This window comes from Stappia indica (genome assembly GCF_020177335.1).
Taxonomy (GTDB): Bacteria; Pseudomonadota; Alphaproteobacteria; order Rhizobiales; family Stappiaceae; genus Stappia; species Stappia indica_B.
Map to the genome: position 1 here is coordinate 1 of NZ_JAIVMG010000004.1, position 13437 is coordinate 13437.

General features: G+C 61.1%; 8 protein-coding genes. 3 read left to right on the forward strand and 5 right to left on the reverse strand.

Annotated features, from left to right (window positions below; all coding sequences use genetic code 11):
- Window positions 1-294 (forward strand): integrase core domain-containing protein (locus LC062_RS07050; RefSeq protein ID WP_224910340.1); only part of this gene is annotated, 294 nt, incomplete at its 5' end.
- A gap of 408 nt (window positions 295-702) precedes the next feature.
- Here LC062_RS07050 and LC062_RS07055 read toward each other — a convergent pair.
- From LC062_RS07055 to LC062_RS07065, 3 genes are all read right to left on the reverse strand, one after another.
- Window positions 703-1062 (reverse strand): SpoIIAA family protein, encoded by a 360-nt coding sequence (locus tag LC062_RS07055; protein ID WP_224910341.1) that lies wholly within the window; start codon window positions 1060-1062, stop codon window positions 703-705.
- Between the two features lie 14 nt (window positions 1063-1076).
- The gene (locus LC062_RS07060) at window positions 1077-1361 is read right to left on the reverse strand and encodes a hypothetical protein (RefSeq protein WP_224910342.1); all 285 of its coding nucleotides are present in this window, start codon (window positions 1359-1361) and stop codon (window positions 1077-1079) included.
- A gap of 119 nt (window positions 1362-1480) precedes the next feature.
- A complete protein-coding gene (locus LC062_RS07065; protein ID WP_224910343.1) occupies window positions 1481-2431 on the reverse strand; it encodes an LOG family protein in 951 nt (316 codons plus the stop codon).
- 701 nt (window positions 2432-3132) lie between these two features.
- Here LC062_RS07065 and LC062_RS07070 point away from each other — a divergent pair.
- Together LC062_RS07070 and LC062_RS07075 are read left to right on the forward strand one after the other, a co-directional pair.
- Window positions 3133-4779 (forward strand): arylsulfatase, encoded by a 1647-nt coding sequence (locus tag LC062_RS07070; RefSeq protein ID WP_224910344.1) that lies wholly within the window; start codon window positions 3133-3135, stop codon window positions 4777-4779.
- Window positions 4780-4860: 81 nt separating this feature from the next.
- On the forward strand, window positions 4861-5856 hold the full coding sequence (locus LC062_RS07075) for an HAD family hydrolase (RefSeq protein WP_224910345.1): 996 nt from the start codon (window positions 4861-4863) through the stop codon (window positions 5854-5856).
- 571 nt (window positions 5857-6427) lie between these two features.
- Here the strand turns inward: LC062_RS07075 and LC062_RS07085 are convergent.
- Both LC062_RS07085 and LC062_RS07090 read right to left on the reverse strand, forming a co-directional pair.
- Window positions 6428-8197, reverse strand: a complete 1770-nt coding sequence (locus LC062_RS07085; RefSeq protein WP_224910346.1) for a ShlB/FhaC/HecB family hemolysin secretion/activation protein — start codon at window positions 8195-8197, stop codon at window positions 6428-6430.
- Between the two features lie 7 nt (window positions 8198-8204).
- Window positions 8205-13397: a beta strand repeat-containing protein gene (locus LC062_RS07090; RefSeq protein ID WP_224910347.1), complete on the reverse strand. Its 5193-nt coding sequence runs from the start codon at window positions 13395-13397 to the stop codon at window positions 8205-8207.
- Window positions 13398-13437: the final 40 nt, after the last annotated feature.

The following is a 13437-nucleotide window of genomic DNA, read 5'->3' on the forward strand; positions in this document are numbered from 1 at the left end:
TTCGCCTGGACGGATCGGCTCCGCCGATCGGGCGTCCGGATATCGATGGATGGGAAAGGTCGGTTCCTCGACAACATCTTCATTGAGCGGCTGTGGCGAACCCTGAAATACGAGTGCGTTGACCTGCATGCCTGGGAGACCGGATCAGAGACGAAAGCGGCCATCCGGAAATGGATGACCTTCTACAACCACCAGCGTCCTCATTCAGCCCTCGACGGCAAGCCTCCGGTGCTGGCCTATTGGCAGAGAAATGATATCAACCAACCCGATCAGCAGGTGCAACGAGTAGCTTAAATTAAGCCAGATCCTGTCCAGCCGAAGGGGAGTAGCTCAATGTTGACCGATCGCGGCGCAAAAGAGCTGCCCCCTGATCCGGAGCCAGCGAGATGCCAAAGAGTGCCTCGCGCGGCAAGGGCCGTACCCGAGCCCGAACAACAGCCGCCCCAGCGGCGGAGGCCGGCAAGCAGGACCGATAGGCTGGATTGTGCATTCCCTATCGGGGCGACGACCGAAAGAACACCCCTGGAAACCGTGCAGGTTCACAGCTCTTTTGAGTCAGCCATCGCCTGAGCGGTGCCCCGTGCCCTGAGACCGAACTTTGGAGCACCGGGAACGCAGCAGGTTCCAGAAACAGACACTGTCTGGCATGCGGAATATCCACACCGGGAAGAGCCGCATCCCAAGCGAAGGAACCGGACGGCCCTACCCCTTGACCCAGGCCCAGGCGTCGTCGATCTCGTCTCGGGCGAAGATCCTGATCTCGCCTTTCATCAGAAAGGCGCTGAGCTTCATGCACCAGTTCACCCATTCGGGCGCCCCAACGACCGCCATCCGCTCGAAGTCCGACGCATGCTTCAAGCCGACAGACACATCCTCCCATGCGGCACGCAGGTCCCAGCCTTCGAAGCTCTCGTCGGCATAAAACAGCACGCGCAGTTTACCGTATTCGCGAAACCGCTCTTCGAGGGTGGGCAGGAACATCCGGTAGTCCGCTTCGTGCAAGAGGCCCGAAACATGCACCCCCAGCAAAGCGCCCTCGCTCTCCTTCATGACCTCGATCATCTCACATCCTCCGCTTAGTCATACTGTGTCAGCCAACGTTCCAGCATGTCCTTCAAGGCATCGGCGTCCTTTTGAAAATCCGTGTGCAGGACACTCCAATCAGCCGCCCCCTCGGCCCTCGCCTCCTCGATCCGTTTGGCCAACTCCTCATGACGCTGACGGAAATGGGCGAGTTTGTTCAGCGCCTGCGCCTTGTCTGGGACACTCCCGCTTTCAAGCAATTTGGCCGCATGTTCGATCTGAGCGTCGAGGGCATGAAGTTTCGTCTCAAGGTTCGTCACGTAATTGGCGTTTGTCATCGGTGCCTCCTCTTCCTCTTTCACCACCCGAAGCCTTGATGCATGACGGGGCCCTCGAGGCGCCGCATCGTGGGTGCAGGCGCAAATGCCTCGCGTGCAAGGAAACCCGCAGCGCTCCCCTAGGCCGGGAACGCCTTTCCTGCGCGCTGATACCAGCGCTGGATATCGTCCCGGATTTCCTCAGCCGTCTCGGCGAACCAGAACAGGTTGCGGTCCTCGGGGTCGATGACACCTTCCTCAACCAGGAATTCGGGATCGAACACACGCCGCCAATAATCCTGCCCAACCAGAATGACCGGCAAGGGCGCGATCTTGCGTGTCTGAATGAGTGTCAACGTCTCGAACAACTCGTCGAGTGTGCCGAAGCCCCCCGGAAACACCACCAGCGCACGCGCGCGCAGCAGGAAATGCAGTTTCCTGATCGCGAAATAGTGAAAGCGGAAACAAAAGCCGAGCGTCACATAGGGGTTGGGGAACTGTTCCTGCGGCAGCGTGATGTTCAACCCCACCGTCGTGGCCGCAACATCATGCGCCCCGCGGTTCGCCGCCTCCATCAGCCCCGGTCCGCCGCCGGTCACCAGGACGAGCTTGTCCCCGTTCGCGACCTCCCATTTCCCAACAAGGCGGCCGAATTCCCTTGCCACCTCGTAAAGACCGCTCTTGGCGCGGATGCGCTTTGCGATCCGCAAGGCGAACGCAAGATCCTCGTTCTCCGGATCCCGGGCAAGACATGCCTCGAGCGACGCAACGTTCCTCGCCGCGGCCCGTGGTTCGGGGATGCGCGTGCTCCCGAACACGACGATCGAGTGTTTGATCCGATGCTTCTCCAGAAGCTTCTCGGCCTTGAGATAGTCAAGCTGAAGCCGGATCCCCCGCGTGTCGTCGCTTCGCAGAAAGTCGATGTCTTCGTCGGCCAACCGGTAGGCATCGCTCTTGATGATCGCCTCGACGAGCGCGGGGGCATCCGGATCCTCGTCGTGGGCTTTTGGCGCGCACCACGGCAGTCGAGCCTTGCGCCGAACCGGATGCGCGGGCTCCGGCTTGTCACAAATCTTCGATCCGACACTCACCCTGCGTCTCCCAGCAAGAACGATCCGATCGCCACGCGGAACGCCGCGAGACGGCGCGAACCGGCGCGAACCGGCGACGGCTGAAAGCTTGCCACGAAACCGGCCCGCCCTCATTGACTCTCCTCAACACGGAAGATCCGGCCCGGGTCGATCCAGAGACGGGAGCGCTTCACCTTCGCGGACCAGGCCAACATGGGAAAATGCCGCAAGAGCTTCGCAAATAAAATCAATTGGCCGGCACTTCAGCCCAAGATTTTTCTTCCGTGATTTTCATCTCTCAATGATTGCACATCAATGTATTTTTACGCTATTCTGGTTGCGCGGAATATTTGAAAATCCTTTAAAGAAAAAAATAACCATATGATTAAATTTCGAATTTGTCGATAAGCGCCCTTGAGTAATCATCGTTTCGGAGACGAGGAGGTCGGCAGCAGATATCATTATTCACCACTTTAAAACCGATGAATTCCTGACCCACCGACTGAGCCACCCGCGTCCCACCTTCATCTTCTGGGTGATGGCGACCTGACCGCAAGCTGTACCTGAGAACGCAGGCAGGCGGACAAAACCAAGGCGCGGGGGACTATCGGAAGCGAGTGCCGAACTGGAGAGGGAATTGCCAGACCTCCTGGAACAGAGGCCGTGCGACGGCTCCTCCGCAACGCCCCTGAATGGAAGGTGACAGAAGGGAGACATCAGTAATGTCCAGAAGACTATTGACCAGCTTGGCGACCGTCGCGCTCGTCTGCTCTGTCTCACCAGGCGCCACCTTGGCCCAGGCGCAACAAAAGCCGAACATTCTCTTCATCGTTTCCGACGACACCGGCTATGGCGATCTCGGGGCCTATCTCGGTGGCGAAGCCCGCGGCATGCCGACGCCGAACTTCGACAAGCTTGCCAATGAAGGCATGATGTTTACGCATTTCTATGCGCAGCCAAGTTGCACGCCTGGCCGCGCCGCCATGCAGACCGGGCGCATTCCCAATCGCTCCGGCATGACGACGGTTGCCTTCCAGGGCCAGGGCGGAGGCTTGCCGGAAGCTGAGTGGACCCTCGCTTCAGTTTTGAAAACCGGTGGCTACGACACCTATTTCACAGGAAAGTGGCACCTGGGGGAAGCCGACTACGCCCTGCCGAACGCCCAGGGTTATGACGTCATGAAATACGTCGGCCTTTATCACCTCAACGCCTACACCTATGCCGACCCGACCTGGTTCCCGGACATGCCGGAAGAACTGCGCGAGATGTTCGTGAAGGTCACCAAGGGTTCGCTCTCCGGCAAGGCCGGGGAAAAGGCCACGGAAGACTTCAAGATCAACGGCCAATATGTGAACACTCCCGAGAAGGGGGTGGTGGGCATTCCGTTCTTCGATGGGTACGTCGAAAAGGCCGGCATCGAATTTCTTGAAGAAGCAGCCAAGAAACCGGGCACACCGTTCTTCATCAACATCAACTTCATGAAGGTGCATCAGCCGAACATGCCGGCGCCGGAATACAAGCATAAGTCCATCACCAAGACGGGCTATGCGGATTCGATCGTCGAACTTGACGGGCGTGTTGGGAACTTGATCAACAAGCTCGATGAGCTGGGTCTTTCTGACAATACGATTGTCTTCTGGACCACGGACAATGGCGCCTGGCAGGACGTTTATCCCGATGCCGGCTTCACCCCGTTCCGCGGCACGAAAGGCACCGTTCGCGAGGGCGGCAACCGGGTGCCGGCGATGGTTCGCTGGCCGGGCCATGTCAAGCCGAACACCAAGAGCGCGGCCGTCGTCGGCGGACTGGATCTGATGGCAACCTTCGCATCTGTCGCCGGAATTGACCTGCCGGCCGAGGATCGCGATGGCCAACCGATTATCTTTGACAGCTACGACATGACGCCGGTCTGGGAGGGCACGGGTGACTCAGAGCGCAAAGCCTGGTTCTATTTCACCGAGAACGAGCTTTCTCCTGGCGCGGCACGTGTCGGCAGCTACAAGGCGGTGTTCAACCTTCGTGGCGATGATGGTGCGCAGACCGGCGGTCTGGCCGTCGATAGCAATCTCGGCTGGAAGGGCCCCAATTCCTATGTCGCCACAGTTCCGCAGGTCTTCAACCTCCTTGATGATCCGCAGGAACGCTATGACCTGTTCATGAACAACTTCACCGAACGCACCTGGTACCTACCGGTGATCAACGATCAGGTGACAGAGCTGGTGAAGTCCTACGTCAAGTATCCGCCGCGCAAGCTGCAATCTGAAACCTATACCGGCCCGATCACGCTCAGCCAGTATCAGCGCTTCAAATACGTCCAGGAGTCCCTGGCAAAAGACGGCTTCCACATCGGCCTGCCGACGGGCAACTGATCCCGAGCCCCTGAGCATATCCGTCCCGCGACAAGGCGGGGCGGAGTTCGGTTCCCGCAGTTCTTTGTGAGGAGATTTCCCATGAAAGCCGGGTCTTTGTTTCGTGGGTGGGCTGTCGGTATCGTCGGCGCCTTGCTTGCTGTATCCGCAGCCTTTGCCCAATCCGATCCACTTCCCTCCTGGAATGACAGTGCGAACAAGCAAGCGATCCTCGCGTTTGTCGAGGCAGTGACCGCTGAAGGCGGAGCTGACTATGTCGCTCCGCAAGACCGGATCGCGACCTTCGACAATGACGGCACGCTCTGGGTCGAGCATCCGATGTACACCCAGCTCGCTTTTGCTCTCGACCGGGTGAAGGCGCTCGCGCCCGAGCATCCGGACTGGAAGAACACGCCCCCCTTCAAGGCTGTGCTCGACAACGACATGGAAGCCCTTGGCAAGGCCGGACAAAAGGGGCTGATGGAAATCGTGGCGGCAACCCATGCCGGCATGAGCACGGACGATTTTGAGAAAATCGTTGCCGAGTGGCTGACCAGTGCCAAACATCCCAAATTCGACAAGCCCTATACGGAGCTGGTCTATCAGCCAATGCTCGAACTGATGGACTACCTGCGCGCCAATGGTTTCAAGACCTTCATCGTTTCTGGCGGTGGTATCGAATTCATGCGTCCCTGGACCGAAAAGGTCTACGGCATTCCATCGGAACAGGTCGTCGGTTCTTCCATCGTCACCGAATTCAAGGTGGTCGATGGAATTCCGAAACTGATGCGCACGCCCAAGGTTGGCTTCATCGACGACAAGGCCGGAAAGCCGATTGGCATCCTGACACATATTGGCAAGCGGCCAATCGCGGCCTTCGGCAATTCGGACGGCGATCTTCAGATGATCCAGTATACGACAACCGGACCAGGAAGACGGCTGGGAATGCTCGTCCATCACGACGACAGCGAACGGGAATACGCCTACGACCGCAACACCCATTTCGGCTTGCTCGACAAGGCGCTTGACGCAGCCCCTGTTGAAGGCTGGCACATCATCAGCATGAAGGACGACTGGAAGCGGATTTTCCCGGATTGATTGGGGCATGTTGACGTGCCCGCCAGCATTCGGAAGCGTTCTGAACTGGCGTTTGCCCAAGATGCCCTGCCCCCGAGGTGGAGCGCCGGGGGCTGGGGTCTTGCGGCTCAGATCGCGGCGACGGACTGGCTACGCCCCATCGGGAAACCGCATGGCGACCGGGACCTTGTAGCCGATCGCGCTCTGAGGACACACCTCGTTGTCATCTCGACGCCAAGCCTCCGGCTCGCCGCGGGCATCGTGCGCTGCGCCCCCTTTGTCATTCACCTCAGCGCGGTGTGTTTTGGTGGATTTTCGGCCTCACGGGGCCCGCGTCTGCAATGTCATTTTCAGAGCGAGTTCGCAGGACGGGCGATTGCCCACGGATGAACAAGGCCTGTTGCGGTCGTCGTCTTCTCTCCATCCGGCGATCGACGGCATCAAGGCAGAGAGCCGGGCCCAGGCATGGCGGGCGTGGCATTCGATGGCGCTTTGCAGATAACGCATGCCGAGGCCCTTCGAGGTACCGACCAAGAAGGAGTGCGCAGCCACGAGACTGCCCGCGCACGGGGTCGCAGGAGGTGGAGAGAGTTCAAAACCGCGCGGTGATCGAGGCCTGCAGATTCAGGTCCCCCGCCGAGGTTTCGCCTGCGGTAATCAGGGCGACCCCGGCCACGAAATTTGCCGTCAGGCTGTTGCCGAGCTCATAGTCGAACCCGACGCCCACACCGGAGAGCGTCGCGCTGTCGTCGGTGGCGTGGTCGACGCCGAAGCCGATATCGGCAAAGAGGTAACTGGACAGGTTGTCCGCAGCGAGCGCCTTTGGCCAGTTTTCAGGCAACCGACCAGCCAGTGGCGCGACGGACGGCAGGCGGAGTTCGTTGCGCCAGATCACGCCGCTGTCCACGCTGGCATCGTCGTAATAGTAGCCGCGCACCGCGTATCTGCCGCCGAGCGAAATCCGCTCCGTGTCGGGCAGGACCTGCCCCGCCAGGGTTCCCGACAGGGAACTGATCCAGGAAAACCGAGCCGGCAGGGCGGTTGCCCGGCTGATATCGGCCGCCAGATAGGCGTAGTCGACCGACTGGACACGGCCGTTGGTGAAGATCTGCCAGGTATCGGTGGCATTGCCCTGAAGGACACCACCGGGATTGGCCTTCACCCTCAGATCGATCGCCGTACGGCCGTAGGCATCGTCGAAGGTGTCGCTCCAGCCGAGCACCAGTTGGAAGAGATCCGCGGCGCCCTTGCCGACTTCGATCCCATTGAAATAGGTGCTCCGCTCCAGCCGCTTGAGTTCGATGCCGCCGTAGATATCGCCCCAATAGTGGCCGGGAAGAAGGTTGGAGACCGCCGAGCGGTAGATCACTGGCAGCTCATAGGTGGTGTTTTCGAAGGCGAAGAAGCGGTTGGGGGTCTGGCGCGTGGCAACCACCGCAGGCGCGATTTCCAGGCTCTGCCGGGCAAAGGTCGGGATGGTGAGCCGGCCGGCATGGGAAATGTAGGAGGGATAGTCCCCCTTTGTCGGAATCACGATTCCCGGATCGCTCCAGATGTCGTCGCTCGCCGTCATCTGATAGGAGATCCAGGGACCACCGGGCAGCGGCAGGCGGGCATTGCCGCCGAGAAAGTAGCGATCGCGTCCCGTGTCCCGGGAGCCGGAGTTGGACCAGCCCGCGAAGACCTGCCAGGGTTTCCCCTCTTCCACCGTAACCTGAAGATCGCTGAGCGCGGCTTCCTCGCCGGGACGGAATACGCCGTCCGCACGGCGGTAGGGCGAGCGGTTCAGCCAGCCGAGGTCCTCTTCCAGCGCGCGCGCATCGATGCGCTCCCCCGGGACAACGCGAAGACGGGAGCGGATCCCGTCCGCCTCGTCCACCGGAATGCCTTGAACCGTCACGTTGCCAGACTTGAACTCGATGATCCTGACCTGCAGGACGCCGCGCGTGAGCTCTTGGGGTGGCAGGGTAACGGAGACGAAGGGATAGCCCGCATCCCTGTAGACCCGCGCGATCGCGGCCTGAATGTCACCGGCCAGGGCCAGGGACAGCGGCTTGCCGAGGAAGGGCGACAGGGCTTCCTTCATTGCATCGGGAGAGAGATTTCCCGCCGGTCCTCCAATCCCCCGGGGTGCTCGGCGGGCGACCTTGTCGTCCTGACCAATCAGGTAGACGCCGGCAAGATCCACGCCGAGCGGTGCGGTATCGCGCGCACCAAAGTCCTGCGGTGCGACGTCCAGCGACACGGGTTCGCCCGGCGCTGCCTCGGGCAGGTTGCGTTCGATGGCCTGCTGGGCGGAGGCAGTGCCCGCAGCGAGCGCGAGGATCGCGAGAAGTGCGGTGGTGGCTGTAGCTTTCTGCATGATCGTTCTATTCAACCGCCGCGCTGAGCCAGTTTCCGAAGGAGCGATTGCAGGGATGCACGCTCGTTTCATCGAAGACGATGCCCGGTTCGCAGGCTTCGAATTGAGTCTCGAGCGCCTCCCCGCCATCGACATCTTGCAACCGATTGCGTTCGAGGACCTGCTGCCCCGGTTCGGCAACCGGATCTGTCGGCCCGGGTCCGGGACCGCCCGTGATGGTCAGGGTTCCGGCAATCATGGTGATGTCATAGCCGAACTGATCCGAATAGAAGCCGTTGGCGATGGCGTAGGAGCCGGCGTTTACCGCCTGACCGGCACTGCCGCCTTCCAGCGAGCCAAGCAGCACCGCGCCCGGGTCGGACAGGGTGTAGGTAAACCCGCTGGAATAGACCGTTCCGTCGTAAACCTTGGACGCGTCGTTCGCCGTCACGGTGACATCGGTCAGGAACCCGCGCAGGAGCGGCGCCGTAAAGCCTTCGTAGATGCGCCAAGTGCTCGCGGTTCCGCCCGCGTCGTCGATGCTGAACCCCGCCGCCGAGAAGGTATCGAGTTGTGTCATCTGAGCGCTGGTGACGCCGGTCAGGCCGGTTACCGGATCAAACGAAAAGCCAAACCCATCCACCAGACCCGAGGTTTCGGCGTTCCAGAAAACGCCGTCGAACGAGGCGCCCGCACCAGGGCTCACGTATCCGGCAATGCCCCCCTGGTTGCCATCGCCCGCGACAGCGGAACCGATCGCATAGGCATGGGTGACAGACGCGGAAGTGGATTGCTCGCCGATCAGGCCGCCAGCGAATGCAGCGGCCGTCACAGAGCCCGTCGCATAGGCGTCGGCGATCGAGCCTTGGTTGTACCCAACCAGACCCCCAGCCGCATTTCCGCCGCTCACGACATCGCCGGTGGCAAAAGATCTCGTGATGCTGCCGAGATTTTCACCGACCAGGCCTCCCACATTGAAATTCTGGTTGAGCCCGCCTCCGACAGTCACGTTCCCGGTCGCATAGGATTGGTCGATCGTTGACGTGTTGAATGTGCCGCCAACCAGACCTCCGACGGCGCCCGAGCTGCCGGCGCCCGTCACGGATCCGCTCGCGGAGGATCCGGTGATCGCTCCGTCGAAGAAGTTGCCCACCAGGCCTCCGATGGCATTGCTCGACCCGGTGACAGCGGTCGAAACATGCACGTTGTCGATGGCAACGGTACCGGCACCGACCAATGCGCCAACAGACCCGTCGCCGGTGACGCTGCCGCCACTCAGGACAAGATCGGATATCGACGCGCCGCCGGATGTTTCGCCGAACAGGCCGACAAAGTAGTCGCTCCCGCGTGCGATCATCAGATCGCTGATGCTGTACCCCTGTCCGTCGAGACGTCCGGTGAATTCGGTTCCATAAACGCCGATGGGGTCAAAACCCGCGCCGCCGTTCCAATGGGCCGTACCGGATGCGTCGATATCGTTGGCGAGTTCGAAGGACTGGCCGACGAGGCTGCTCGACCCCATGCCCTGAAGGCCGTAAATATCGGCGATCCGATAAGGCGAGCCGGAGGAACCGTCACCGCCGAGCGCGCGCAGGAACTGGCCGCCGTCGATGGAAAAGTCGCGGGCATGGAAACCTGGCAGGCTGCCGCCAATCTGGGTCCAATTGGTGTCGGACCGGAACCGGTCGACGAAGATGTCGCCCGTTACCACGGACGTCACGCCGGTGGCGCTGCCTGTCCGGTCGACGCGAAGCTTGCCGTTTGCGGCGGTCACCGAGCCGTTGACCGTGATGGAGGTGTTGCTGGTGTCGGCGTAGAGGTTCAACAGGTTGCTGTTCGCCCAGGCGATATCGCCGTTCACCGTCAGGTCGCCCGCAAGGGCCCAGAGAATGGTGTTGCTCCTGCCGACCGAGAACGTTCCGCCCGTTGAAACAGTCAGGCTGTCGCCGGCATAGAGATCGGCGTCGAGATTGAAGTCCGAGGCCGCATTCACATTGAAATCGAGACGGTTGCCATTGCCGTCGGTCCTTACGACGGCCGCAGAGTTGTACAGAAAATCAAGATCGCCGTCGCTGGTCGCACCGATGGTCGTCCCCAGGCCAGCGACAACATCCGTCATCGCCGCACTGCCTGTGTTGACCGTGAAGGCATTGCCCCAGATGTCGACGTTTGAAACCCTGGTTCCGGTCACCGTGTCATTGAAGGTCGCGGCCTTGGTGCTTTCGCCGTCCAGATAGGACAGGACCCCGGCGGGATCGAGCGATCCGGCCGATGCCAGAATGTAGTAATAGCCGTTCGCACCGCTCGCCGCGCTGCCGATCAGATTGCCGCCGGAGAGCGCGCTGACATTGGTGCCGGACTGAGTGGTCGTGCCGGCATCGTTGTAGACAGTGCCGGAAATGGCGACCGGCGTCGTTGAATGCTCCCAGTTGAAATAGGGATAAAGACCGCTGCCGGTGCCCCAGATGCCGCTGCTCAGGCTGAAGGCGCCGAAATTCAACGTGCCCTGCATCTCTGCGGTTGTCAGACCACTCGTGTTGGTCACTGTCGGTGTATAGATGTTTATGAAACCGATCGTGTCGCTTTGTCCGGTCGTGCCTGTGTCCCAGGCCGAGTCGGATATGGAAACGCTGGAGGCGCGGACTTCAGAGACAAGTGCGCCCGCATACCCTTCGGCCGCCACCAGACCTGTGACAAAGGAGTTCTCAATGACCGTGTTCCTGTCGGCCTCACCGACAAGTCCCCCGGCGGAGGCACCGTTCGTGCCGAGCGCCTGGCCGGCAAAATAGGAGTTCGAGATCGTGAGGTCTTGTGAGTCGCTGACCAGTCCCCCGGCGTACCGATTATAGAGGCCTGACGCAGTGACTGTCGCCGTCGAATAGGAGTTTTCGATCCTGTTGCTGTCGTCATCGGTGGTTCCGACAAGACCGCCGACCCGCCCTCCTGTTACCGTTCCCGCCGAGCTGGAATTCGAGATTGTCAGGCCTTCATTCATGATCCCGACCAGACCGCCAGCGGCACTGCCTGCACCCGTCGCCGTGATGGACACATCGGCATGAACATTGGTCATGGTCGATTGGTTGATGTTGCCGTAATACCGGGCAACGACGCCACCGCCCCAGTGATCCGTTTCAACGGTGCCGCTGACGGTGACATTCGACATGTTGTGGCCGTGATAGTTTCCAGCGCCCGTGTCGCCTACCAGGATCGCCGTCTGAGTCCTGCCGGTGACTGATGCGTTGGTGAGTGTGAGGTCCTTGATCTCCAGGTCTCGTCCCGCGGTGAAATAGTTGTCGTACCACGCGCTTATGAGGGCAACATTGTCTTCGGACGGCCGGTTGATATAGAGCCCGTCAATCGTATGTCCCTTGCCGTCCAGACTTCCGGACAAGAAAACAGGGTCAAAGCCCGCTCCGCCATTCCAGGACGATGTGGCTGATGCGTCGATGTCGCTGGCAAGCTCATAATAGAGGCTGATATCACCGGAACCGCTGCCGCGCGCATCATTGGTGGCGATCCCTTGCAGGCCATAAACATCAAAGAGCTGATAGGGATTGGAGAAAGTGCCATCGCCACCTTGCGCTCGGATGAAGGTGCCGGAGCGGATGCTTATGTTGTTCGCGGCAAACGATGGCAGGCTGGCGCCGACCTGGTCCCAGACACCTCTTGAGAGCACGAAAGTGTTGACATCCACAGCGCCGCTTGCGCCGGTAGAGATCGTTCCGACATAATCCGAGCCTCCGTTGCCGTAAGCGAGCAGGGTCAACCCGCCGTTCTGACCGTCGATGGCGGCGTTGATGGCGATGTCGTTATAGGCGTTCAGCGTCAGCGTGTTGGCGCTGCTCCAGGTAATCGCCGAGTTGATCGTGATGTCGCCGTCGCCACCAGGTGTTCCGGCAACGGGACCACCCGCCGTCGTCGAGGTGGTCTGCAGTGTGACGTTGGAACTGCCGAGATTGCCGGCGATTGTCGCGGCCGCCGCCGCATCGACGATGATGTCCTCAGGATCGATCAGCCACAGGCCGGTGGCGCCGCCCGCAGAGGAGGTATCGACGCGTACGCCGGCGAAATCGACGGATTTCCTGGCCGAGGTCTCGACAAAGCCGCCTTCTCCGCCGGTGCCGCCCCTGGCATTCAGCACCCCGGAAATGCGTGCCGTGTCTTCGGCGAAGATCATGATCTCGCCGCCGTTGACGCCATCAGTCTCAGCCGAGGCATCGAGCGTCCCGGCAACGGCAATCTCACCGCCGGTGACCGTGATTGCGCCGCCTTCGGTCGCCGGTTTCGTGCCCGGCACCGGCACATGCGTCGCCACCGTGCGCGCCTTGAGGCGGCCGCTGACGGAGACCTTTCCCGTGGACCCGGCCGTCAGGAAGATGCGCCCGCCCGAGCTCGTGACACCCGTCGCCTTGATCACACCGTCCGTATTGCCCGCCAGTGCATAGACATTGCCGCCATTGGCGCGGATTTCCGCATTGGCGGCGGCAATCGTGCCGGAATTGATTGCTTCCGTATCGGCCCCGCCGAGCGCTACCGAGAGGAGCCCATCCGCGTCCGCACTGTCCTTCATCAGCACTTCATATCCGGCGGCAAGTCCGACCGTGCCGTTGGGCGCTTCCAGGGTGCCACTGTTTTCCACCCGCCGGGCGATCAGGGCGATGTCACCCTGCGCCGAGCGGATCGTTCCGGCGTTGACGATCTCCGCCCCGCTGTTGCCGGAGAAGGTCAGGCTGCCGCCGTTCAGGAAATCGCTGTCTGAAACGTCTTGCGTGGACGCGGCGAAGGAGCCGCCGGTGGAGACAAGGCCGCCGCTGCCGACTGTGACACCGGCCGGGTTGACAAGAAAGACGCTACCGGTTGCCGTGAGGCTGCCGTCGATCCGACTGGGCACATTGCCGGTAACCCGGTTCAACGTGGCACCCGAGCCATTGTCGAAATGAACCTGATTGCCGGAGCCGATGGAAAACCCGCCCCAGTTGACAATGCCTGTGCCGGTCGACTGATGGACATCCATCCGGGAACCGTTCCGGCTGATGGTCCCGTTGCCGTTCGTGAAGGAACCGCCGGTCGGCAGCACCTCGCCGGCGAGCGCTGCGTGGGGCACAAGCGCTGTTGTCAGCAACAGGAATGCGGCAAGGGAGACCGCTTCCCCGGAGTTAGGCCGGAACCTGCATGCATTCGTTGTCCGCAAATTGCCAGAGGTTCGGGTCTTGTGCGCCATTTTCGGTATTACTCCCAATGTTGCATCGTCCCATGCCCGG

Excerpts from the sequence above, each read along its gene's own strand:
- LC062_RS07090 (WP_224910347.1), bottom strand. The coding sequence starts at position 13,397 with ATGGCGCACAAGACCCGAACCTCTGGCAATTTGCGGACAACGAATGCA.
- LC062_RS07055 (WP_224910341.1), bottom strand. The coding sequence starts at position 1,062 with ATGATCGAGGTCATGAAGGAGAGCGAGGGCGCTTTGCTGGGGGTGCAT.
- LC062_RS07060 (WP_224910342.1), bottom strand. The coding sequence starts at position 1,361 with ATGACAAACGCCAATTACGTGACGAACCTTGAGACGAAACTTCATGCC.
- LC062_RS07085 (WP_224910346.1), bottom strand. The coding sequence starts at position 8,197 with ATGCAGAAAGCTACAGCCACCACCGCACTTCTCGCGATCCTCGCGCTC.
- LC062_RS07070 (WP_224910344.1), top strand. The coding sequence starts at position 3,133 with ATGTCCAGAAGACTATTGACCAGCTTGGCGACCGTCGCGCTCGTCTGC.
- LC062_RS07075 (WP_224910345.1), top strand. The coding sequence starts at position 4,861 with ATGAAAGCCGGGTCTTTGTTTCGTGGGTGGGCTGTCGGTATCGTCGGC.